The sequence below is a fragment of the Methylobacterium sp. 1030 genome (assembly GCF_040544715.1).
Taxonomy (GTDB): domain Bacteria; phylum Pseudomonadota; class Alphaproteobacteria; order Rhizobiales; family Beijerinckiaceae; genus Methylobacterium.
On record NZ_JBEPKM010000005.1, the window covers coordinates 318052 to 340641 of the forward strand.

Annotated in this window: 25 protein-coding genes; 12 read left to right on the forward strand and 13 right to left on the reverse strand. The window is 71.2% G+C overall.

The window, feature by feature from the left end:
* Positions 1-7 precede the first annotated feature (7 nt).
* On the forward strand, positions 8-433 hold the full coding sequence (locus ABIC30_RS09565) for an organic hydroperoxide resistance protein (protein ID WP_020091957.1): 426 nt from the start codon (positions 8-10) through the stop codon (positions 431-433).
* A 114-nt stretch (positions 434-547) separates the two neighbouring features.
* Here ABIC30_RS09565 and ABIC30_RS09570 read toward each other — a convergent pair whose 3' ends face one another.
* The 6 genes from ABIC30_RS09570 to ABIC30_RS09595 all read right to left on the reverse strand — a co-directional run bounded on the left by ABIC30_RS09570 (position 548) and on the right by ABIC30_RS09595 (position 9175).
* Positions 548-1381: an HTD2 family dehydratase gene (locus ABIC30_RS09570; protein WP_020091956.1), complete on the reverse strand. Its 834-nt coding sequence runs from the start codon at positions 1379-1381 to the stop codon at positions 548-550.
* A 1-nt stretch (position 1382) separates the two neighbouring features.
* Positions 1383-2531 (reverse strand): acyl-CoA dehydrogenase family protein, encoded by a 1149-nt coding sequence (locus ABIC30_RS09575; RefSeq protein WP_020091955.1) that lies wholly within the window; start codon positions 2529-2531, stop codon positions 1383-1385.
* 10 nt (positions 2532-2541) lie between these two features.
* Positions 2542-3291 (reverse strand): SDR family oxidoreductase, encoded by a 750-nt coding sequence (locus ABIC30_RS09580; RefSeq protein ID WP_020091954.1) that lies wholly within the window; start codon positions 3289-3291, stop codon positions 2542-2544.
* Between the two features lie 34 nt (positions 3292-3325).
* Positions 3326-4471 (reverse strand): CaiB/BaiF CoA transferase family protein, encoded by a 1146-nt coding sequence (locus ABIC30_RS09585; protein ID WP_234082457.1) that lies wholly within the window; start codon positions 4469-4471, stop codon positions 3326-3328.
* Between the two features lie 236 nt (positions 4472-4707).
* Positions 4708-7872, reverse strand: a complete 3165-nt coding sequence (locus ABIC30_RS09590) for an efflux RND transporter permease subunit (protein ID WP_020091952.1) — start codon at positions 7870-7872, stop codon at positions 4708-4710.
* A gap of 49 nt (positions 7873-7921) precedes the next feature.
* Entirely contained in the window at positions 7922-9175 is a 1254-nt protein-coding gene (locus tag ABIC30_RS09595; RefSeq protein ID WP_020091951.1) for an efflux RND transporter periplasmic adaptor subunit, read from the reverse strand.
* Between the two features lie 255 nt (positions 9176-9430).
* Here ABIC30_RS09595 and ABIC30_RS09600 point away from each other — a divergent pair, with 255 nt between their 5' ends.
* The gene (locus tag ABIC30_RS09600) at positions 9431-9658 is read left to right on the forward strand and encodes a hypothetical protein (RefSeq protein WP_020091950.1); all 228 of its coding nucleotides are present in this window, start codon (positions 9431-9433) and stop codon (positions 9656-9658) included.
* 448 nt (positions 9659-10106) lie between these two features.
* Positions 10107-10286 carry a hypothetical protein gene (locus ABIC30_RS09605; RefSeq protein ID WP_020091949.1) on the forward strand — a complete coding sequence of 60 codons (180 nt, stop codon included), beginning with the start codon at positions 10107-10109 and terminating at the stop codon, positions 10284-10286.
* On the opposite strand, the gene ABIC30_RS09610 is transcribed toward ABIC30_RS09605, so the two are convergent.
* From ABIC30_RS09610 to ABIC30_RS09620, 3 genes are read right to left on the reverse strand one after another with little or no spacing between them, the layout of a single operon-like run.
* Complete coding sequence (locus tag ABIC30_RS09610; protein ID WP_020091948.1) at positions 10287-10442, reverse strand: hypothetical protein; 156 nt, start codon at positions 10440-10442, stop codon at positions 10287-10289.
* A 49-nt stretch (positions 10443-10491) separates the two neighbouring features.
* Positions 10492-11106 carry a cysteine hydrolase family protein gene (locus ABIC30_RS09615; protein ID WP_020091947.1) on the reverse strand — a complete coding sequence of 205 codons (615 nt, stop codon included), beginning with the start codon at positions 11104-11106 and terminating at the stop codon, positions 10492-10494.
* Positions 11103-12356 (reverse strand): GNAT family N-acetyltransferase, encoded by a 1254-nt coding sequence (locus ABIC30_RS09620; RefSeq protein WP_103984788.1) that lies wholly within the window; start codon positions 12354-12356, stop codon positions 11103-11105. Before ABIC30_RS09620 ends, ABIC30_RS09615 begins: the two co-directional genes overlap by 4 nt.
* 97 nt (positions 12357-12453) lie before the next feature.
* On the opposite strand from ABIC30_RS09620, the gene ABIC30_RS09625 reads away from it, so the two are divergent.
* The 7 genes from ABIC30_RS09625 to ureG all read left to right on the forward strand — a co-directional run bounded on the left by ABIC30_RS09625 (position 12454) and on the right by ureG (position 18290).
* Positions 12454-13467, forward strand: coding sequence for a LysR family transcriptional regulator (locus tag ABIC30_RS09625; RefSeq protein WP_020091945.1), 1014 nt, complete (start codon positions 12454-12456; stop codon positions 13465-13467).
* A gap of 123 nt (positions 13468-13590) precedes the next feature.
* Positions 13591-14211 carry an urease subunit gamma gene (locus ABIC30_RS09630; RefSeq protein ID WP_020091944.1) on the forward strand — a complete coding sequence of 207 codons (621 nt, stop codon included), beginning with the start codon at positions 13591-13593 and terminating at the stop codon, positions 14209-14211.
* Between the two features lie 2 nt (positions 14212-14213).
* Entirely contained in the window at positions 14214-15941 is a 1728-nt protein-coding gene (ureC, locus tag ABIC30_RS09635) for an urease subunit alpha (protein WP_020091943.1), read from the forward strand.
* 32 nt (positions 15942-15973) lie between these two features.
* Complete coding sequence (locus ABIC30_RS09640) at positions 15974-16453, forward strand: DUF29 domain-containing protein (RefSeq protein ID WP_020091942.1); 480 nt, start codon at positions 15974-15976, stop codon at positions 16451-16453.
* 33 nt (positions 16454-16486) lie between these two features.
* Positions 16487-16987: an urease accessory protein UreE gene (locus ABIC30_RS09645; RefSeq protein ID WP_020091941.1), complete on the forward strand. Its 501-nt coding sequence runs from the start codon at positions 16487-16489 to the stop codon at positions 16985-16987.
* Positions 16953-17663, forward strand: a complete 711-nt coding sequence (locus ABIC30_RS09650; protein WP_020091940.1) for an urease accessory protein UreF — start codon at positions 16953-16955, stop codon at positions 17661-17663. The genes ABIC30_RS09645 and ABIC30_RS09650 overlap by 35 nt, the downstream gene beginning before the upstream one ends.
* A 9-nt stretch (positions 17664-17672) precedes the next feature.
* Positions 17673-18290 carry an urease accessory protein UreG gene (gene ureG / locus ABIC30_RS09655; protein WP_020091939.1) on the forward strand — a complete coding sequence of 206 codons (618 nt, stop codon included), beginning with the start codon at positions 17673-17675 and terminating at the stop codon, positions 18288-18290.
* A 39-nt stretch (positions 18291-18329) separates the two neighbouring features.
* On the opposite strand, the gene ABIC30_RS09660 is transcribed toward ureG, so the two are convergent.
* Complete coding sequence (locus ABIC30_RS09660; RefSeq protein WP_020091938.1) at positions 18330-18560, reverse strand: hypothetical protein; 231 nt, start codon at positions 18558-18560, stop codon at positions 18330-18332.
* Between the two features lie 198 nt (positions 18561-18758).
* Here ABIC30_RS09660 and ABIC30_RS09665 point away from each other — a divergent pair, with 198 nt between their 5' ends.
* Positions 18759-18962: a DUF3311 domain-containing protein gene (locus ABIC30_RS09665; RefSeq protein ID WP_020091937.1), complete on the forward strand. Its 204-nt coding sequence runs from the start codon at positions 18759-18761 to the stop codon at positions 18960-18962.
* Positions 18959-20419 carry a sodium:solute symporter family protein gene (locus tag ABIC30_RS09670; protein WP_020091936.1) on the forward strand — a complete coding sequence of 487 codons (1461 nt, stop codon included), beginning with the start codon at positions 18959-18961 and terminating at the stop codon, positions 20417-20419. Before ABIC30_RS09665 ends, ABIC30_RS09670 begins: the two co-directional genes overlap by 4 nt.
* A 7-nt stretch (positions 20420-20426) precedes the next feature.
* Here ABIC30_RS09670 and ABIC30_RS09675 read toward each other — a convergent pair whose 3' ends face one another.
* From ABIC30_RS09675 to ABIC30_RS09685, 3 genes are read right to left on the reverse strand one after another with little or no spacing between them, the layout of a single operon-like run.
* Positions 20427-21200 (reverse strand): ABC transporter permease subunit, encoded by a 774-nt coding sequence (locus tag ABIC30_RS09675; protein ID WP_020091935.1) that lies wholly within the window; start codon positions 21198-21200, stop codon positions 20427-20429.
* Entirely contained in the window at positions 21197-22168 is a 972-nt protein-coding gene (locus ABIC30_RS09680; protein ID WP_020091934.1) for an ABC transporter permease, read from the reverse strand. Before ABIC30_RS09680 ends, ABIC30_RS09675 begins: the two co-directional genes overlap by 4 nt.
* Positions 22165-22431 (reverse strand): TOBE domain-containing protein, encoded by a 267-nt coding sequence (locus ABIC30_RS09685; protein ID WP_354454784.1) that lies wholly within the window; start codon positions 22429-22431, stop codon positions 22165-22167. Before ABIC30_RS09685 ends, ABIC30_RS09680 begins: the two co-directional genes overlap by 4 nt.
* Between the last annotated feature and the right edge of the window lie 159 nt (positions 22432-22590).

Below are 22590 nucleotides of genomic sequence, written 5' to 3' on the forward strand. Positions count from 1 at the left end.
GAGTCCCATGCCCGTAGACGTGAAGTACCGTACCACCGCCACGGCCACCGGCGGCCGCGACGGCGCCGCCCGGACTGCCGACGGCAGCTTCGAGGTCAAGCTCTCGACCCCGAAGGAGCTCGGCGGCGCGGGCGGTCCGGGCGCGAACCCGGAGCAGCTCTTCGCGTCCGGCTACTCGGCCTGCTTCCTCGGCGCCATGAAGGCCGTCGCGCCGTCGCTGCAGCTGAAGGTCCCGGCCGAGACCACCGTCACCGCCGATGTCGGCATCGGCCCGCGCTCCGAGGGCGGCTTCGGCATCACCGCCGACCTGACCATCAGCCTCCCGGGCCTGGACCGCGCCGACGCGCAGAAGCTCGTCGACGCCGCCCATCAGGTCTGCCCTTACTCCAATGCGACCCGCGGCAACGTCAACGTCGGCCTGAAGCTGGCCTGATCCCGCCCGGGGCCGGCCCGCGGACGCGTCCGCGGGCCGCTTTTTTCGCGCGCAACGCGACGGCGGTGCCGATCCCGGCCCAATCTCGGATGCGGACCGAGCGTCCGCGGCCGCTCACCCGTCGGCCCGGGCCCGCATGCAGACATGCCCCCCCGCGTCGAGGGTCACGCCCTCGAACGCCGTCCCGGCGACCCGCCCGCAGACCCGAAACACCTGGTTCGCCGTCATCGGCGCGACCGCACGATACGTGAATGTCCGCGGCACGCGTCCGAGGAGCGTCGCGGCGAGGTTCATCAGCAGCGTCGCCTGCATCGGGCCGTGCACGACGAGGTCGGCGTAGCCTTCCACCCGCGTCGCGTAGGGCTGGTCGTAGTGGAAGCGGTGGCCGTTGAAGGTCATCGCCGAGTAGCGGAACAGCAGCGTCGGCGTCGCCGGCACCTCCCAGATCACCGCGTAGGATTCGGAACCGTCGCGCTCGGGCGCGGCGCCGCTTCCCGTCTGTGCGCCCGCCGCCTCGCGGTAGACGATATCCTGCCGGTCGCGGATCGCGACGCCCCGTTCTGTCGAGACCGTGTGGTCGACGGTGACGAAGCACAGGCTCCCGCTCCGCCCGCTCTTGAAGGCGACGTCCCGCACGGTCTCGGTGCGCGTGACCGTGTCCCCCGCGCGCAGGTCCGAGAGCGTCTCGATCTCGCCCCCCGCCCACATCCGCCGGGGCAGCGGCACCGGGGGCAGGAAGCCGCCCTTGGCGGCGTGGCCGTCGGGCCCGAGGGAGTCGGCCGTCGGCGTCTCGGGCGCGAGGCACCAGTGCAGGGCCGGCGGCGCGATCCCGTCGGCGACCGGCGCCAGGTGCGGCGCGAAGGTCGCGCGGAACTCGGCGAGGAGGCGCGGCGTGACGAGGTCGGACGCGTCCCGCGCGCGGCCGATCCAGGCGCTGAGATCGGTCATGTCAGTACGAGCGCGGCAGGCCGAGCACGTGCTCGGACAGGTAGGCGAGGATCAGGTTCGTGGAGATCGGCGCGACCTGATAGAGGCGCGTCTCGCGGAACTTGCGCTCCACGTCGTACTCCTCGGCGAATCCGAAGCCGCCGTGGGTCTGGATGCAGGCGTTCGCCGCCTCGAAGGACGCGTCGGCGGCGAGCATCTTGGCCATGTTGGCCTCGGCCCCGGGATTGGCCCCGCCCTCGTAGAGGGTCAGCGCCTCGCGGACCATCAGCTCGGCCGCGCGCATGTTCGCGTAGGCCTTCGCGATGGGGAACTGCACGCCCTGGTTGGCACCGATCGGCCGGCCGAAGACGGTCCGCTCGCCGGCATAGGCCCGGGCCCTGTCGATGAACCACTTGGCGTCGCCGACGCACTCGGCGGCGATCAGGATCCGCTCCGCGTTCATGCCGGACAGGATGTAGCGGAAGCCTTTGCCCTCCTCGCCGATGAGGTTCTGCGCCGGAACGCGGAGATTGTCGAAGAACACCTCCGTGGTGGCGTGGTTCATCATCGTGCGGATCGGCCGGATCGTCAGGCCGTTGCCCTTGGCCGCGCGCATGTCGACGAGCAGCACCGACAGCCCGTCCGTGCGCTTCATGCCCTCGGCCCGCGGCGTGGTGCGGGCGAGGAGCAGCATCAGGTCCGAATGCTCGGCGCGGCTGGTCCAGATCTTCTGGCCGTTGACGACGTAGTGGTCGCCCTCCAGGCGGGCCGTCGTCTTCAGGCTGCCGGTATCGGTGCCGGAGGTCGGCTCGGTCACGCCGAAGGCTTGGAGCCGCAGGCGGCCCTCCGCGATGCCCGGCAGGTACTCGGCCTTCTGCGCCTCCGAGCCGTGCCGCAGCAGCGTGCCCATCGTGTACATCTGGGCGTGGCAGGCGCCGCCGTTGCAGCCCGCCCGCTGCACCTCCTCGAGGATCGCGGCGGCCGCCGAGAGCGGCAGGCCGGAGCCGCCGTACGCCTCGGGAATCAGCACCGACAGGTAGCCGCTCTCGTTCAGCGCGTTCACGAATTCAATCGGGTAGGCCATCTCCCGGTCGAGGGCCCGCCAGTACGGTCCCGGGAAGCCGGCGCAGAGCTTGGCGACCGCCTCGCGGATCTCGGTATAGGCTTCCATCGGGGGCTCCTCAGGCCGTGCGGCCGCCGTCGACGGGGAGATCGACGCCGGTGATGAACGCCGCCTCGTCGGAGGCGAGGAACAGGGCGGCGGCGGCGATGTCGCTCGCCTCCGACAGGCGCCCGAGCGGGATCGTGGCGATGAAGCGGTCGCGGTTCTCGGGCGTGTCGAGGACGCCCATGAAGTGCTCGAGGAGCCCCGTGGCGCCCATGACCGGGCAGAGGGCGTTCACACGGATCTTCCAGGGCGCCAGCTCCAGGGCCAGCGACTTCGAGGCGAGGCTCGCCGCGCCCTTGGAGGCGTTGTACCACGTCAGACCCGGGCGCGGCCGCAGCGCCGCCGTCGAGCTGACGTTGAGGATCGCGCCGCCGCCCGCGTCGCGCATCAGCGGGGCGACTTCCCGGACGTAGTGGAAGATCGACTTCACGTTGACCCGGAAGACCCGGTCGAAATCCTCCTCCGTCACCTCCATCAGCGGCTTGTTGCGGTGGGTGGTGCCGGCGTTGTTGACGAGAATGCTCGGCACGCCGAAGCGCTGCCGCGTCTCGGCGACGCTGGCGGCGACGTCAGCGGCCAGCCCGACATCGGCGGCGATCGCGATGGCGTTGTCGCCGAGCGCCGCCGCGACGCGCCCGGCCGCCGCGCCGTCGATGTCCACGCAGGCCACCTTGGCGCCCTCCGCGGCGAAGCGCTGGGCGATCCCGGCCCCGAAGCCGCTGCCGGCCCCCGTCACGAGCGCGATCTTGCCGTCCAGTCTCATCGTCTCCTCCCGCCCATTCCGATGCGCTGTCAGATCACTGTCCTCGAGCCCGGGGCGCGAATTCCGCGCGGATCCGCGCCCCGTGCTCGTCGATGGCCGGGACCGGTCCGAGGGCGCGGACCGCGCCGTCGATCAGCACCGGCGGCGCCACGATCCGGGCCGGCCCCGAAGGCGTCCGGACCTCCGCGCGGATCAGCGCGGGGTGCGTGGCGAGGTCCGCCAGCGTGTTGACGAAACCGTAGGCGGTGCCCGCCGCCTTCAGCCGGGCGGCGGCCGCGTCGCGGGTCAGCCGCACCAGCGCGGCGCCGATGCGCAGGTCGACCGCGGCGCGGTTGGCCACACGGGCGTTGTTGGACGCGAAGCCCTCGGCCCGGGCGAGCTCCGGCTCCCGGAGCACGCCGGCGCAGAAATTCGCCCACTCGCGCTCGTTCTGGATCGAGATCAGCACGAGGCTGCCGTCGGCCGTGGGGAAGGCGCCGTAGGGACAGATCGACGGGTGCGCGAGGCCGACCCGCTGGGGCGCCTTGCCGGTCCCCTCGAAGTAGAGCAGCGGCACGTTCATCCAGTCGGCGGCGCCGCTGAACAGGCTGACCTCCAGGGCGCAGCCCTGCCCGGTGATCCCGCGGGCGATCAGCGCCTCGAGGACCGCGGCGTGGGCGTCCATCCCGCAGGCGACGTCGCAGACGGAGACGCCGACGCGGCCGGGCCCCGCCGGGTGGCCGGTGATCCCGGTGAGCCCGCTCTCGGCCTGGACCAGCAGGTCGTAGGCCTTCATGTCGCTGTAGGCGTTGCCGGCGCCGTAGCCGGAGATGTCGACGGTGATCAGCCGGGGGTAGCGCGCGCGCAGCTCCGCCGAGCCGAAGCCCGCCCGGGCCGCCGCGCCGGGGGCGAGGTTCTGCACGAACACGTCGGCCTGGGCGAGGATCGCGTGCAGCAGGCGGGCGTCGGCCGGATCCTTGATGTCGGCGACGAGGCTCTCCTTGCCGCGGTTGAGCCAGACGAAGTAGCTCGCCAGCCCGTTGACCGCCGCGTCGTAGCCGCGGGCGAAATCCCCCTCCGGCCGCTCGATCTTGATGACCCGGGCCCCGGCATCGGCGAGCCGCGAGGTGCAGTAGGGCGCGGCGACGGCCTGCTCCAGGGCGAGCACGGTCAGCCCTCGCAGCGGCAGGTTCTGGCTCATCCGCATCCTTCGGCTTCCCGCGGTCTCAGAGGGCCGGTGCCGCATGAACTGGAACGGCGAGAAGCCCCGCCAAGCGGGCCGCGGTGACAGGGCTGCCCGGCCATTGGCTTCGGGACGTCGCTTTCGCCGCGCTCAGCGTCTTTGCGAGCGGAGCGAAGCAATCCAGGGAAGCGCGACGTCGGCGAGCGCGGCGTATCTGGATCGCTTCGCTCCGCTCGCAGAGACGGCGGTCGGCCTCACTCCGCCGCGCGCAGCGTTGGCGGGCCGCGGACCTCCTCCAGCGGCTCGGGGTCATCGAGCGCCCCGTCCACCGCCCGCGGCTTGTCGCGGAACGAGAAGCGGTGCGCCAGCCGGTCGAGGTAGATGTAGATCACCGGCGTGGTGAACAGCGTCAGCACCTGGCTGACCGCGAGGCCGCCCACCATGGCGTAGCCCAAGGGCTGCCGGATTTCCGAGCCGGTCCCGGTGGCGACCATCAGCGGGATGCCGCCGAGCAGGGCCGCCATCGTGGTCATGAGGATCGGCCGGAAGCGCAGCAGCGCGGCCTTCCGGATCGCGACCTCGGGCGAGAGACCCTCCTCCCGCTCGGCGACGATGGCGAAGTCGACCAGCATGATGCCGTTCTTCTTCACGATGCCGATGAGGAGGATGATGCCGATCAGCGCGATCAGGCTGAAGTCGAACCCCGCCCACATCAGCACCGCCAGGGCGCCGACGCCGGCCGAGGGCAGCGTCGACAGGATGGTGATCGGGTGGATGAAGCTCTCGTAGAGGATGCCGAGGATCAGGTAGACCACGAACAGGGCCGCCAGGATCAGCAGCGGCACCGTCGAGAGCGATTGCTGGAAGGCCTGGGCGGTGCCCTGGAAGCCGCTCACCACGGTCGGCGGGACCTGCAGCTCCCGCATCGCCCGGCCGATCGCCTCTGTGGCCTGCCCGAGGGCGACGTCGGGGGCGAGGTTGAAGCTGATCGTCACCGCCGGGAACTGCCCCTGGTGGTTCACGGCCAGCGGCGCCACCGGAACCGTCGTCCAGCGGGCGAAGGCCGCGAGCGGCACCTGCCCGCCGCCGATCGGCGCCTTGATGTAGATCTTGTCGAGGCTCTCGACGCTGCCCTGCAGCGCCGGCAGAACCTCCAGGACGACGTGGTAGCTGTTGAGCTGCGTGAAGTACTGCGCGATCTGGCGCTGGCCGAACGCGTCGTAGAGCGTGTCGTCGATGAGCTGGGGCGTGATGCCGTAGCGCGAGGCGGCGTCCCGGTCGATCGACAGCGTCAGCGTCGTGCCGCGGGTCTGCTGGTCGGTGGCGACGTCGCGCAGCTCCGGCAGCGTCTTCATCTTGTCGAGGATGCGCGGCGCCCAGGTGTTCAGCTCGGCGATGTCCGGGTCCTGGAGGGTGTACTCGAACTGCGTCCGCGAGGTGCGGCCGCCGGTGCGCACGTCCTGGGTCGCCTGGATGAAGGTCCGGATGCCCTCGACGCGTTCCAGTTTGGGGCGCAGCCGGCCGATCACCTGGAAGGCGTTGACGTCGCGCTCGTCGCGGGGCTTCAGCGTGATGTACATGCGCCCGGAATTGAGCGCTTGGCCGTTGCCGCCGAGCGACATGCCGACGGTGGCGACCGCGGGATCGGCCTGGACGATCGCGCCGACCTTCTCCTGCAGCGCCTTCATCGCCGAGAAGGAGATGTCCTGCGACGCCTCGGTGACGCCGATCATGAAACCGGTGTCCTGCTGCGGGAAGAAGCCCTTCGGGATGGCGACGAACAGGTAGCCGGTCAGCGCCAGCGTGGCGAAGAAGACCAGCAGCGTGACGCGGCGGAAGCGCAGCGCGACGTCGAGGGCGTCGGCGTAGACCGCGAGCAGCCAGTCGAAGGCGGCCTCGCTCATGCGGTAGAGGCGGCCGTGGCGCTCGGCGTCGTGGGACTTCAGCAGCCGCGAGGCCATCATCGGGGTCAGCGTCAGAGACACGAAGGCCGAGACCGCGATGGTCATCGACAGCACCACGGCGAACTCGCGGAACAGCCTTCCGATGATGCCGCCCATCAGCAGGAGCGGGATCAGCACGGCGATCAGCGACACCGAGATCGACACGATGGTGAAGCCGATCTCGCCCGCGCCCTTGAAAGCGGCCTCCATGGGCCGCATCCCCTCCTCGACGTAGCGGCTGATGTTCTCCAGCACGACGATGGCGTCGTCGACCACGAAGCCGACCGAAATCGTCAGGGCCATCAGCGAGAGGTTGTCGAGGGTGTAGCCCGCCATCCACATCAGCGCGCAGGCGCCGAGCAGCGCGAGCGGCACGGTCACGCTCGGGATCACGGTCGCCCAGAAGCTGCGCAGGAAGACGAAGATCACCCCGACGACCAGCACGATCGTCAGCAGCAGGGTGAACTGCACGTCCTCGACCGAGGCGCGGATGGTCTGCGTGCGGTCGCTCAGGATGCCGACCTTGATGGCGGCCGGCAGTGTGGCGGTCAGGCGGGGCAGCTGGGCCTTGATGCTGTCGACCGTGTCGATGACGTTGGCGCCGGGCTGCTTGAACACGACCAGGAAGATGCCGCGCTTGCCGTTGGTCCAGCCGGCCTGCTTGGTGTCCTCGGGGCCGGCGACCGCCTGTCCGATGTCGCGGACGCGCAGCGGCGCGCCGTCGCGATAGGCGACGATGACGTCGTTCCAGTTGTGGGCTGCGGTGAGCTGGTCGTTGGCGTAGATGGTGTAGCTGTGGCTGCCGCCGTCGATGCTGCCCTTCGGGTTGTTGACCGTGGTGAGGGTGAGCTGCGCGCGCACGTCCTCCAGCGACAGGCCCTTGGCCACGAGCTTGGCCGGGTCGATCTGGATCCGCACGGCGGGCTTCTGCTGGCCGCCGATGAAGACCTGCGCGACGCCCGAGATCTGGCTGATCCGCTGGGCGAGCTGGACGTCGACCGCGTCGTCGACGTCGATCAGCGGCATGCTGTCGGAGGTGGCCGAGAGCAGCAGGATCGGCGAATCGGCCGGATTGACCTTGCGGTAGGTCGGCGGGGTCGGGAGGTTCTTCGGGAGCTGGCCGCTGGCGGCATTGATCGCCGCCTGGATGTCGCTCGCGGCGCCGTCGATGTTGCGGTTGAGGTCGAACTGGACCGTGACCGTCGAGATCCCGAGGGAGCTCGTCGAGGTCATCTGCGACACGCCGGGAATCTGCGAGAACTGCCGCTCGAGGGGCTGCGCCACCGACGAGGCCATCGTCTCCGGGCTGGCCCCGGGGAGCTGCGCGGTCACCTGGATGGTCGGGAAATCCACCTGCGGCAGCGGCGCGACGCCCAGCAGCGGATAGGCCACGATCCCGAGGAACAGGATGCCGACCATGATCAGCGTGGTCGCCACCGGGAACCGGATGAACGGTGCCGAGATGCCGCCCTTCATGGCCGGGCCCCGCGCGGGGACGCGCCCGCCGTGAGGCGTCCGGCGCGCGTCACTGGACCGCCTCCGCCTGCGCGGTGTGGGCCGCGTGCGGATCGGCCACGAGGCTGCCGTCCTGCACCTTGTACTGGCCGGCGACGATCACCCGCTCGCCGGGCCGGAGGTCGCCGCTGAGAACGCGCGTCCGCCCCGAATCCGAGCGGCCCGCCTTCAGCGCGCGCTGATGCGCCCGGCTGGCATCGTCCACCACGAAGGCGAACAGCCCGTCGGGCCCGTGCTGGATCGCGTCGTCCGGCACCGTCGTGGCGACCGCGACCGTGCCGACCCGCATCTTGGTCGAGACCGACAGGCCCGGCCACAGCGCGTGGTTCTTGTTCTCGTAGACGGCCTTGAGGCGGATCGTGCCCGTCGCGGTGTCGACCTGATTGTTGAACAGGGCGAGCTTGCCGTCGGCGAGCTTGGTCAGCCCGTCCGACGTCCAGGCCTCCACCGGCACGTCACCGGCCTTGAGGGCCGCGGTGATGGCGGGCAGCTGATCCTCCGGGGCCGTGAACACCACGAAGATCGGCTCGACCTGGGTGATCGTCACGATCGGGGTCTGGCCGGCCGCGTTGACGATGTTGCCGATATCGACCTGCCGGAAGCCCGTGACGCCGTCGATGGGCGCGCGGATCGTGGCGTAGCCGAGCTGCGTCGTGGCGTTGTCGATGGCCGCCTGGTCGGACGCCACCTGCGCGGTGAGCTGGGCGACCAGGGCCGTCTGCGTCTCGGTCTGCTGCCGGGAGGCGAAGGCGCCCAGCCCGGTGTAGCGGACGAGGTCCGCCTTCGCGTTGCCGAGGTTGGCCGTGTCCTGCTCCTTCTTGGCCTTCGCCTGATCCAGCGCCGCCTGGTAGGGCCGCGGGTCGATCTGCACGAGCACGTCGCCCTTGCGGACGGTCTGACCCTCGCGGAACGCGACCTGCTGGATCTCGCCGTCGACGCGCGTGCGCACCTGAACGGTGTTGTACGCCTGGACGGTGCCGAGACCGTTCGACACGAGGGCGAACGGCCCCTGCTCGACCGTGCCGAGGGTGACGGGCACCGGCAGCGGGGCCGCCGCCCGGGACTTCACCGCGGGCTGATTCAGGCGCGTGTAGCCGTAGGCGCCGCCGCCCGCGACGGCGAGCAGCAGGAGGATCAGGCCGGCCGCGCCCGAGCGCTTCTTCGCCGGTTTGGTCGCGGCGCGACGCGCGTCGCCGTGGCGCCGGTCCGTGACCGTCTCGTCCGCGCGAGACCCGTCGCGGTCGTGCACGTCCTCACTCAGCATGCGCCGCTATCCGCCCGTTGATCCGACCGCTTCGCGGGCCGGGATAATTTTGCATTCAATAGCATACAATGGCCGCGCCGGACATCGCGGCGCTCCCCGGATCGCGGCAATGTTCCGTGAGCGGAAAGCGTGCTACCGCCGCCGAGAGTGGGCCGCGCCGCGGGGCCCGACGCCCCGCGCGGACGACAGGCGCCCGGCGTGCCCGCGCGGGACGGCCGCCGACGCCGCGCCGAGGATGTGAGACCGGGACGCCGCATGGCCTCGACCCTGGAACTGGACGGCCTGAACGAACTGCGCGACGCGCTGATCGAGGAGCGGCAGATCATCGTCGCGTCGGTGCGCAAGCTGCGCGACGCGCGGCGGCAGAAGGGCACCTTCGTGCTGGGCGACGGCGCGGATGCCGGGCCGCGGCTGGTCGCCGTGCAGGAGCAGATCGTGGTGGTCGAATCCATCATCGCCGCGCTGACGCGAACCCGGGCCTGAGGTGCTCGCGGTCCGATCGGACGCACCCGTGCGGTGCCCGGGCCCTGGCCGATACCGGTCGGGATTGTCACAGTTCGGTGTCCGAGATGTTTCTGAGGGCTCGCGGCGTGCGCGGCCCCGTGCGGACACTGTTCGAGGCGGCGGGCTGCGTGGCCGGTCGCGTATTCATCGATTATCGTCAATAGATTATTGAATTCATGTCCGGGCAGGCGCCGAAACAGCGGCTCCGGATGCAATTCGGTCCAGCCGGATCATCGCCCCGGTCGATCGACCGCCGTCAGCCTCCCCATCCGCGCCGATCTACGATCCGGTGTTCGGTTTGCCGGCGATGGATTGCGCCGCGCGTGACGATCCCGTCGGCTTGTACAGGATCTGCTCAACTTTCGGGCTGGACGATCGCGATCCTGTCCTGTTAGCGGACCGCATCTCAAGGCGCGGAACCTCGAACATGGACGCCTTCGATCACGCCAATATCGCGCGCGATGCCGACGAAACCGTCGATTCGCCTCTCGAGCATGAGCTCGTCGTGCTCTGGCGGGCGCTCGCCGCGGACCGGCGCGCCCAGGACGAGCGGACCGCGCGCCTGCGCGCGATGCGCCTCATCGGCGGCGAGGACGGCGCCGACTGATCACGCGGTCTCCGGCGCGCCGCCCGGCAGCCGGCTCGCCAGCACGAAGCCGACCGCCATCGCCATGGCCTCGGCCTGCGCGATCAGCGTCGGCTCGCCGGCCTCGCGCGCCGCCTGCAGCAGCTCGATCGCGTGCCGGCCAAGGCGCAGGTCCACATCGTCGCCGGCCGGGACCCCCTCCGGAATCCCGTGATTCTGGCTTCGGTCAGTCATTGGCGTGCGTGGGTCTCGAAGCTGTGGGCAGGGGCCTGAAAGGCGCCGAGGCCGCGATCCAGGATTGCGTGTCGGTGACGTCGCCGAACACCCGCATCACCGCGCTCACCGACCGGTGGATCTCGTCGGCGGAGATCCCGTCGAGGTCGTGGCTCGCGGAGGCGTCGGACAGGAAGGTCACGTCCTGGCCGCGGTGGAAGCCGTCGACCGCCGTCGCGAGGCAGGACGACTCGCCGGCGAAGCCCGCGATGACGAGCGGCGGCGATCCCCGCTCCATCGCGTCCGCGAAGGCGGGGCTGGCGTAGCAGGACGGGCGGTCCCGGTCGAAGATCATGTCGCAGCCGTGCGGCTCGAACCCCTCGATCCAGCGGACGAAGCGGCTGCCCGCCTGGAACAGCGGCGCGCCGATCCAGCGGACGTACACGACCTGCATGCCGCTCGCGCGGGCATGCGCGAGGGCGCGCCGGCAGTTGGAGAGCGCGGGCTCGATCCCCGCCAGGGCGAGCGGGCGGCCCGCGATCTCGTATTCCTGCTGCATGTCCACCAGCACCAGGGCGGGGACGCTGCGCGGCCGGCGATACAGCGCCGGGTTGATCGGCCGGTTCATCGCGCGGCCACCGCCCGGTCGACGGACGGGCGGGTCACGGCGCGGCTCCGCGAGCGGTCGAGGGCGCCCGCCCGGTGCCAGCGCCCCTCCGGCCGGATGATGACGTAGGGGTCGGCGCCGAGGCCGATCGCCTGCGGGTGCGGCTCCGCCTCCATCAGCATCTCGACGTAGTCGAAATCCGAGAAGACCAGCTCCTGCGCGCCCTCGAAGACGCGGAAGCCGAAGCGGCTCCAGAAGCCGACGAGGCGCTTCTGGGCGTGGCCGTAGAGCTGGCGGTAGCCCTTGACCCGGGCCAGCTCGATCCCGGCGCGGACCAGCGCGAAGGACAGGCGCGTGTTGCGGAACTCGGCCCGGACCGCGAGGCGCTCGATCTTGGCGAAATCCGCGAAGAACCGGATGCGCAGGCAGCCCGCCGGCTCGTCGCCGACGTAGCCGATCAGGTGCGTCGCCGAGAGGTCGTTGCCGTCGAATTCCTCCTCGTACGGGCAGGCCTGCTCCGCCATGTAGACGGCGGCGCGCAGGGCGATCACGCGGGACAGGTCCTCCATGTTCCGCGCGACCGCGACGCTGATGCCGGTCCCGCCGGACCGGTGGGTGTCGTACGGGGGCGCCGGCTCCGCCTTCGGCGCGCGGGCGAAATGGTACAGGGCGCCGCGGGCGGAGGTCTGTGCCGTGAAGCCGAGAGTCGTCAGGAGGTCGGCCCCCTCGGGGGTGGCCGCGCGGGCGTAGAAGTCGACGCCCCGGTAGGTCGGGCTCGACAGACGGTCGAAGACGAGGCCGACGCCGCCGGAGAGGCGCCGCCGCGCGTAGACGGCCCAGACGTAGATCCCGGCCGGGCGTTCGTGCTGGCCGGCCAGCATCGCGGCGGGCGGATCGGACGCGTCGAGCGTCCCGGCCTTGAGCGCCGCCAGGCCGTCGGCGTTCAGCATCAGGCAGGCCACGAACCCCTCGCCCCGCGGATCCGCGGCGTCGAACCGGTGGCGCTGGGCGATCGCCAGGACGCTGTCGGGATTGATCGACATCACCCGCTGGACGGTGCGCAGGGGCGCGAGATCGGGCAGATCCGCGCGCGCCGACGCGATCAGCCGCGCCAGATCGTCCGGGGTCGGCGTGAAGATGACGAGGTGCCGGGCAATTCGGCCGACCTCGAGCGCATTCAGCGCGTGCCGCGGCTCGGGAGAGACTAGCGCTGTACCGAGTTGATCGGCGTCCTTGGCCACGAACTGCGCGCGAGCAATGTGCACCGTCATCGGATGACCTGACATTCGGGTACGGATTGACGGTTAAGCACTTCGCATCTAGCGCTCTGGCTGTATGTGCAAAATTTGAAACAGGGGTGTTCCGTCGATGGAACAGGCGGAGGCGATCCGGGACCCGATGCCCGACTGGCAGAGCATCCGGGTCTTCCTGGCGCTCCAGCGGTCCGGCAGCTTCCGCTCGGCGGCGACGAAGCTCGGCCTGTCGGTGAACTCGGTGCGGCGCCGGATCGACGATCTCGAGGCGCTGATCGGCGCGCCGCTGCTGACCCGCCACGTCGACGGCATCCGCCTCACCGCCGAGGGCCACGCGATCCTCGAGGCCGCCGGCCGCATGGAGGCGGCCGCCTTCAGCCTCGTGCGCACCGGCGAGGGCGCGCCCTTCGCCGAGACCGGCGAGGTGCGGATCGCCGTGACGGAGGGGCTGGGCGCCTTCTGGCTCGCGCCGCGGCTCGTCGAGTTCCAGCGCGCCAACCCGCGCCTGACAGTCGACCTGCGCTGCGCGATGGAATCCGCCGACGTCCTGCGGCTGGAGGCCGACGTCGCGATCCAGCTGACGCGGCCGACCAGCCCGGACCTGCGCATCGTCAAGCTCGGCCGGATCCACATGGTGCCCTACGCCGCGCGGAGCTACGAGGAGACCTACGGGCTCCCGGCGCGCCCCGAAGACCTGGAGCGCCACCGGATCGTGGTGCAGGACGGCGGCCAGACCGTCGCCCTCGAGGATTACGTGCGCACGGTGCCGGGCTTCCCCGCGAAGGTCCCGATCACCCTGAAGATCAACGTCAGCAGCGCGTATTACTGGGCCATCGCCAAGGGGGCCGGGATCGGCCTGTTGCCGACCTATGCCAGCGCGATCGGCGCCCAGGTCGTCCCGGTCGACAATCTCGGCCGCTTCAGCGTCGACATCTGGCTGACCTATCACCCGGACGCCGAGCGGATCACCCGCGTGCGGCGGACGATCGACTGGCTGCGGGCCTCCTTCGATCCGAAGCGCTATCCCTGGTTCCGCGACGAGTTCATCCATCCCCGCGACCTGCCGGGTGCGGTGAAGGGCGCGGCCCTCCCCGACCTGTTCGCCGGCTTCATCGCCATGACGCCGTGACGCCTCCCTGATTCAGGCGGCCCGCGACGGCCGCTGGTCCGGGTTCTGCAACGGCCGACGCCCGCCCTTGACCGCGCCGCGCGCATGATCCTTGCTCCGGCCGCCGCGACGACGAGGTTGCCCGTGCTGCTGACGCCCCGTGAGAAGGACAAGTTGCTCATCGCCATGGCGGCGCAGGTGGCGCGCAACCGCCTCGCCCGCGGCGTGAAGCTCAACCATCCGGAATCGGTGGCGCTGATCACCGACTTCGTGGTCGAGGGCGCCCGGGACGGCCGCACCGTGGCCGACCTGATGCAGGCCGGCGCCTCCGTGCTGACCGCCGATCAGGTCATGGAGGGCGTGCCCGAGATGATCCACGACATCCAGGTGGAGGCGACCTTCCCGGACGGCACCAAGCTCGTCACCGTGCATCACCCGATTCGGGGCGCGGCCTCGTCCGACATCCCCGGCGCGGTGACGACGCTGCCCGGCGAGATCGTGTTCAACCCCGGCGCCGAGCGGACCGTGATCGAGGTCGCCAATGTCGGGGACCGGCCGATTCAGGTCGGCTCGCACTATCACTTCTTCGAGGTCAATCCGGGCCTCGTGTTCCCGCGGGAGCAGGCCCGCGGCAAGCGCCTCGACATCGCGCCGGGCACCGCCGTGCGGTTCGAGCCGGGATCGACGCGGGAAGTGGCGCTGGTGCCGCTCTCCGGCGGGCGCACCGTCTACGGGTTCCGCGGCGACGTGATGGGCAAGCTCTGACCATGGCCAACACGCCCAAGCCCGCCAGCCTGCCGCGCTCGGCCTACGCCGACATGTTCGGCCCGACCGTCGGCGACCGCATCAGGCTCGCGGACACGAGCCTGGAGATCACGGTCGAGCGCGACTTCACCACCTACGGCGAGGAGGTGAAGTTCGGCGGCGGCAAGGTCATCCGCGACGGCATGGGCCAGAGCCAGGCCACCAACGCCGACGGCGCCGTCGACACGGTGATCACCAACGCGGTGGTCCTCGACCACTGGGGCATCGTGAAGTGCGATGTCGGCATCGTGCGCGGCCGGATCTTCCGGCTCGGCAAGGCCGGCAACCCGGATGTGCAGCCGGGGGTCGACATCGTGGTCGGGCCGGGCACCGAGGTCATCGCCGGCGAGGGCAAGATCCTGACGGCGGGCGGCTTCGACAGCCACATCCACTTCATCTGCCCGCAGCAGATCGAGGAGGCGCTCTGCTCGGGGGTCACCACGATGCTCGGCGGCGGCACCGGCCCGGCGCACGGCACCTTCGCCACCACCTGCACGCCGGGCCCCTGGCACATCGCCCGGATGATCGAGGCGGCGGATTCCTTCCCGATGAACCTCGCCTTCGCCGGGAAGGGCAACGCGTCCCGTCCGGAGAGCCTCGTCGAGATGGTGCGGGCGGGTGCCTGCGCGCTGAAGCTGCACGAGGACTGGGGCACCACGCCCGCGGCGATCGATACCTGCCTGTCGGTGGCGGACGCCCACGACATCCAGGTCATGATCCACACCGACACGCTCAACGAATCGGGCTTCGTCGAGGACACGATCGCGGCCTTCAAGGGCCGGACCATCCACGCCTTCCACACCGAGGGCGCGGGCGGCGGCCACGCGCCGGACATCATCAAGGTGGCCGGGCTGCCGAACGTGCTGCCGTCGTCCACCAACCCGACGCGGCCCTACACGTGGAACACGATCGACGAGCATCTCGACATGCTCATGGTGTGCCACCACCTCGACCCGTCGATCCCCGAGGATCTCGCCTTCGCGGAGAGCCGGATCCGGCGCGAGACCATCGCGGCCGAGGACATCCTGCACGACATCGGCGCGCTCTCGATGATGTCCTCCGACAGCCAGGCGATGGGCCGGGTCGGCGAGGTCATCATCCGCACGTGGCAGACCGCCGACAAGATGAAGCGCCAGCGGGGCGCCCTGCCGGGCGACGCGTCCGGCACCGACAACCTGCGCGCGCGCCGCTACGTCGCCAAGTACACGATCAACCCGGCCATCGCGCACGGCATCTCCCGGCACATCGGCTCGGTGGAGCCCGGCAAGCTCGCCGACCTCGTGCTGTGGACGCCGGCCTTCTTCGGCGTGAAGCCCGACCTCGTGCTGAAGGGCGGCAGCATCGCGGCCGCGCCCATGGGCGACCCGAACGCCTCGATCCCGACGCCGCAGCCGGTGCATTACCGGCCGATGTTCGGCGCCTACGGCCGGGCGCCCTTCGCCACCGCCCTCACCTTCGTCTCGCGGGCGGCGGTGGAGGACGGCCTGCGGGAGCGGCTGGGCGTGCAGAAGGAGCTGGTCGCCGTTGAGAACGTCCGCGGCGGCATCTCGAAGAAGAGCATGGTGCTGAACGACGCCACGCCGGTCATCGAGGTCGATCCGGAGACCTACGACGTGCGCGCCGACGGCGAGCTGCTGGTCTGCGAGCCGGCCGAGGTGCTGCCGATGGCGCAGCGCTACTTCCTGTTCTGAGATAGGATGGGCTCGGTGGCAGGAGAGCCGCGATGACGAAGATCGCCCAGCTTCCGGCGAGGGACGACCTCTACACGACCGATCTCTGCCTCTGGACCGAGGAGCAGGCAGCCCTGCTCCGGGCCGGGCGCTGGCCGGATCTGGACCGCGCCAACGTCGCCGAGGAGATCGAGAGCTTGGGCGGATCCCAGAAAGCCGAGATCCGGAGCCGTCTCGCCATCCTGCTGCTGCACCTGCTGAAGTGGGAATTCCAGCCGGAGAAGCGGAAGTACGGCTGGCGCGCGACCATCCTCGAGCAGCGCATCCGGATCGATGACCTGATCGACATGAGCCCCAGCCTCCAGTCCTGGCCGGATGCGGTGCTCGCGAAGGCCTATTCCGTCGCTGTCCTCGGGGCCGCGAGCGAGACGGGCTTGCCCGGATCCGTCTTTCCGAAATCCTGTCCCTACGCGATCGAGCAGATCCGTGAGCTCGGCTTCTATCCGGGCACGCCGGAGACGGACGTTGTCTGACCGCGCCCGAGTATCCAGCCCGATCCGTCAACCATGATCCGCGCCACCCGCATCCTCCGCCGCGACGCCCTGTCAGGTGGCGAGATCGTCGACCGCGTCGTCCTCGATCACGGCGACCGCCACCGCCGCCGCGTCGCCATGCGCGGCGCCGGGGGACTGAGCTTCCTGCTGGACCTTCCGGAGCCGACCGTGCTGGAGGACGGCGACGCCCTGGTCCTGCAGGACGGACGCCTCGTCTGGGTCGAGGCCGCGCCGGAGCGCCTGCTCGAGATCCGGGCCGCCGGCGATCACGCCCTCAAGCGCCTGATCTGGCACATCGGCAACCGGCACATCGCCGCCGAGATCGGCCCGGACGCGGTCTGGATCGCGCACGACCACGTCCTCGCCGAGATGGTCCGGGGCCTCGGCGGCACCGCCGAGCCGGTGGTGCGCCCGTTCCGGCCCGAGGGCGGCGCCTATTCCGGCGGCCACGGGCACGACCACGGGCACGACCACCCGCATGGCGGCCACCAGCACCACCATGCCGCGGGCTGACGCCCTGGAGGCGCTGCGCCTGATGGCGTGGCTGTCGCCCGGCTACCCGGTCGGGGCCTACGCCTACTCGCACGGGCTCGAATGGGCGGTCGAAGCGGGCGACGTCCGCGACGAGGCGAGCCTGACCGCGTGGCTCCGGGACGTCTGCGAGCGCGGCGCCCTGCGCAACGACCTGATCCTGGCCGCCCACGCCCACGCGGCGGCGCTGTCCGCGGACGGCGCCGCGCTGGTCGCCGTCAACGACCTCGCCCTGGCCCTGGCGCCGTCGCGCGAGCTGCACCTGGAGACGAGCCAGCAGGGCCGCAGCTTCCTCGACGCGACGCGCGGCGCGTGGCCCTGCGACGCCCTCGACGCCCTGGCCGGCAATCTGCCGGGGCCGGTCGCCTACCCGGTCGCGGTCGGCCTCGCGGCCGGCGCGCACCGCATGGATCCGGGCCCCGTGCTCGCCGCCTACGGCCTCGCCTTCCTGCAGAACCTCGTCTCCGCGGCCCTTCGGGCGGCGCCCGTGGGTCAGGCCGCCGGCACGCGGGTCGTGGCCGCCCTCGCGCCGCGCCTCGCCGGGCTCGCCGAGGCGGCCACCGCGGCGGATCTCGACGCGCTCGGTGCCGCCACCTTCCGCCTGGATCTCGGCTCCTTCCGCCATGAGACCCAGTATTCCCGCATCTTCCGATCCTGAGCCCGCAGCATGACCTCCACGAACGGCCCCCTCCGCGTCGGCATCGGCGGACCTGTCGGTTCCGGCAAGACCGCCCTGATGGAGCAGCTCTGCAAGCGCTTCCGCGACCGCTACGAGATCTGCGCCATCACCAACGACATCTACACGAAGGAGGACGCGCGGATCCTCACCGTCGCGGGCGCCCTGCCGGAGGAGCGCATCCTCGGCGTCGAGACCGGGGGATGCCCGCACACGGCGATCCGGGAGGATGCCTCGATCAATCTCGCCGCCGTCGCCGAGATGAGCCGGCGCTTCCCGAAGCTCGACCTCGTGCTGATCGAGTCCGGCGGCGACAACCTCGCGGCGACGTTCTCGCCGGAACTCGCAGACATCACGCTCTACGTGATCGACGTCGCCGGCGGCGAGAAGATCCCCCGCAAGGGCGGTCCGGGCATCACCCGGTCCGACCTGCTGATCGTCAACAAGACGGATCTCGCGCCGCTCGTCGGCGCCGACCTGTCGGTGATGGAATCCGACACGCAGCGGATGCGCGGCACCCGGCCGTACGTGTTCGCGTCCCTGCGCGAGGGCGCGGGCGCGGACGCGGTGGCGCGTTTCGTGGAGGAGGCGGGCGGCCTGGGCCGCTGAGTCGACGCGCCGGTCCGGGCGACCGGCGCGTCACGTTTCCTAGCGGCCGGCCTCGGCCGAGCGCGCGCGGACCGACGACCTGCTCGGGGTGCCCATGAGCGCGTCCAGGCGGCTCATCCGCGCGTTGAAATCGTTCAGGACGGTCTGGCGCGCCTTGATCGCGGCGCTGGGCTGCGCCTTGGCGGGGGTGTGCCGCGGGCGGGCCTCCGCTTGGACCGCCGGAACGGCGAGGAGCGCGGCCAGCGCCGCGAAGGTCAGAGTGCGGGTCATCGTGAAATCCTTCGGCGCCCGCCGTGTCGGACGGCGCGACGCTGCGCTGAGGATATGCGCGCCCGGAGCGCGGCCGCGTGCGCGAGCGCACAGCACGCAGACGTGATCGGGATGAGCGCCGTTGGGCCATCGCGGCGTTGACAGCGGTCCGTGACTGATTCAACCCGCGATATCGGGGCCTTCTGAACGGTATCGCGCATGCGAAATCTGCGGTGGCTGGCCGCCCTTCCCTTCCTCGGCATCCTGGTCGGCCCGTTCTTCCTGAACCGGGTCGAGCCCTTCGTGTTCGGCTTGCCGCTGCTCCTCGCCTGGCTGGTGTTCTGCGTGATCGGAACCTCGATCGTGATGGGGGTGATCTACCTGACCGACCCTCAGAACCGCGCGCCGGAGGATCCCCGATGAGCATCGCGCTCGTTATCGTGGCCGCCGGCTTCGCGCTGGCGATCGGCCTCGGACTCTACGCGCGGGTCGGCCGCGAGATGGGGCTGGAGCAGTGGACCGTCGGCGGCCGCGGCTTCGGCACCGCCCTGGTCTTCCTGCTGATGGCCGGGGAGATCTACACGACCTTCACGTTCCTCGGCGGCTCCGGCATCGCCTACGGCAAGGGCGGCCCCGCCTACTACATCCTCTGCTACCTGACGCTCGCCTACGTGACCTCGTACTGGTTGCTGCCGCCGGTCTGGCGCTACGCCAAGCAGCACAACCTCTACACGCAGCCCGACTTCTTCGCGCGCAAGTACGGCAGCCGCGCGCTCGGCATGCTGGTGGCGCTCGTGGGGATCGTCGCCCTCGTTCCCTACCTCGTGCTGCAGTTCAAGGGCCTCGGGATCATCGTCTCGACGGCGTCCTACGGCGCGATCTCGTCGACGACCGCGGTCTGGATCGGCGCGGCCGCGCTCACCGCCTACGTCGTGGTGTCGGGCGTGCACGGCTCCGCCTGGACGGCCGTGATCAAGGACACCAGCATCCTGTTCGTGGTGGTGTTCCTCGGGATCTACCTGCCGGTCCACTATTACGGCGGCTACGAGGGCCTGTTCACGGCGATCGAGGCGGCGAAGCCCGGCTTCCTGGCCCTGCCCGACCGCGGCCAGAGCCCGACCTGGTTCACCACCACGGTCCTGCTGACCGCGCTCGGCGGCTACATGTGGCCCCACACCTTCGCGTCGCTCTACACGGCGCGGGAGCCGGGCGCCTTCCGCCGAAACGCCGTGATCCTGCCGATCTACCAGCTGATCAACCTGTTCGTGTTCGTGATCGGCTTCACCGCCGTGATGCAGGTGCCGGGGCTGACGGGGCCCGACGTCGACCTCTCGCTGTTCAAGCTCTCCCTCGCGACCTTCCCGCCCTGGGTCATCGGGCTGATCGGCGCCACGGGGGTGCTGACCGCCCTCGTCCCGGGCTCCATGATCCTGATCGCGGGCGTCACGCTGGTGGCGAACAACCTCGTCCGGCCGCTGCGCCCCGGCATGGACGACGCCGCGACCGCGCGGCTGTGCAAGATCCTCGTGCCGGTGCTGGCGCTGGTCTGCGTCGGCTTCACCCTGTCGGGCGGCGACACGATCGTGCAGCTCTTGCTCATGGGCTACAACTTCGTGACGCAGCTCTTCCCCTGCTTCATCACCAGCCTGATGCGCCGCAATCCCCTCGACCGCCGCGCCGCCATCGCCGGGATCGTCGCGGGCGTGGCCACCGTGGCGGCGACCGTCCTCTCCGGGTTCAGCTTGGCGAAGCTGCCGCTCCTGGGACCGCTCCAGGACGTGAATGTCGGCATCGTGGCGCTGGTGGTGAACGTCGTCGTGACGGTCGCCGTGGCGCAGATGGTGCGCGCGGGCGCGACCGCCGCGCAGGCCGCGGAGTGATGCCCGCTCAACCCTGTCCGCGGCGGGCGGTCAGCCAGGACGCCAGCAGCACCGCGACGCTCACCAGCCCGACGAGGAGGGTCGAGGCCGCGTTGATCTCCGGATTCACGCCGAGACGGACCTGGCTGTAGAGCCGCATCGGCAGGGCGGTGGAGCCCGGGCCGGAGACGAAGCTCGCGATCACCAGGTCGTCGAGCGACAGGGTGAAGGCGAGGAGCGCGCCGGCCGCGAGGGCGGGCGCGAGCAGCGGCAGCGTCACGGTCATCAGCACGCGCGCCGGCGCCGCGCCGAGATCGGCCGCGGCCTCCTCGAGGGACCGGTCGAGGCCGCGCAGGCGCGCGCCGACCACCACCGCCACGAAGCCGGTGCAGAAGGTTGTGTGCGCGATGACGATCGTCAGGAGGCCGCGGTCTAGCCCGATCCCGATGAACATGAGCAGGAGCGACAGCCCGATAATCACCTCGGGCATCACGATCGGCCCGAAGACGAGACCCGTGAACAGGGCGCGACCGCGGAAGCGGCCCTGCCGCTCCAGGGCGAGCGCGGCCAGCGTCCCCAGGATCGTGGCGAGCAGGCTCGCGAGGAAAGCGACCTTCAGGGAGACCCAGGCGGCCGACAGGAGCGGCGCGTCGGCGAGTAGGGCGCCGTACCAGCGCGTCGAGAACCCGCCCCAGACCGTCACCATCGGCGAGGCGTTGAACGAGTACACGATCAGCACCGCGATCGGCCCGTAGAGGAAGCCCAGGCCGGCCACCAGGGCGGTGCGGGTCACCCAGCTCACGGCGCCTCGCCCTCGCCCGCGCGCAGGCTGTCCCGGAACAGGACCACCGGTCCGATGACGATGGCGAGGATCAGCACGGCGACAGCCGCGGCGAGCGGCCAGTCGCGGTTCGAGAAGAACTCGCTCCAGAGCACCCGGCCGAGCATCAGCGTCTCCGACCCGCCGAGCAGGTCCGGGATCACGAACTCGCCGACCATCGGGATGAAGCAGAGCCCCGCGCCGGCCGCGATCCCGGGCAGGCTGAGCGGCACGGTCACGGTCCAGAACACCCGGCTCGGCGAGGCGCCGAGATCCGCCGCGGCCTCGCGCAGGGTCGGGTCGAGGCGGTTCATCACCGCGTAGAGCGGCAGCACCATGAAGGGCAGGTAGGCGTAGACGAGACCGACGATCACCGCCGCGTCGGTGTTGAGGATCGTCAGCGGCGCGTCGATCAGGCCGAGCCGGCGCAGGGCGAGATTGAGCAGGCCCTCGGGCTTCAGGATCGCGATCCAGGCGTAGATCCGGATCAGGAAGCTCGTCCAGAACGGCACGATCACCAGCGCCACGAGGAGCGGCTGCCAGCGGGCCGGCGCCCGCGCCAGGGCGTAGGCGAGCGGCGTCCCGAGGGCGACGAGGATCAGGCTGGCGACGCCCGCGTAGGTCAGGGAGCCCAGGGCGGCGTCGCGGTAGAGGGGGTCGGCGGCGAGCGTAAGGTAATTGTCGAAGTTCAGGGCCTCGAGGAAGGCCGACCAGCCGTCGAGCCCGCCGCGCCAGTCGAGCAGCGGCAGGTAGGGCGGGATCGCCGTCGCCGGCTCCGAGAGGCTGATCTTCAGGGTGATGACGAAGGGCAGCAGGAAGAACGCCGCCAGCCACAGGAAGGGCGGCAGGCGCGCCAGGCGGTCGAACATCCGGCCGCGCTTGCGGGGGCGCGCGGACCCGGCCTCCGTTCGCCCGGTCGCGCGGTCGGCCTCCGCTCCGGCGGCCCTCATGCCGGCAGGATCACGGCGACGTCGGCGGGGAAGCTGGCCCGTGCGTCCGAGCCCGGCGCCGCGGCGGCCTCCGCGGGCCGCCCGCTCGCCCGCAGCGTGGCGCCGTCGGGCAGGCGCAGCGTCCGGCGCACCCGGTCGCCCAGGAACACGGCGTCGGCGACGACCACCGGCAGCCCTTCCGCGCCCAGCACCACGTCCTCGGGCCGCACCGCCACCACGACCGCGGCCCCTTCCGCGAGCGCGGCCTCCGCGACGCCCCGCACGGGACCGTGCGCGGTCTCGACCGTGCGGACCGTGGGGGGGCCGCCGGCCGCCCCCCCCCCCCGGGGGTGGGGGGCAGCGCCCGGGCCGGCCGCGGCGCAGCCGGAGCCCCGGGGCCCGGGGGGTGAGGCCCGGGGCCCCCACCGGCGGGGTGCGGCCGC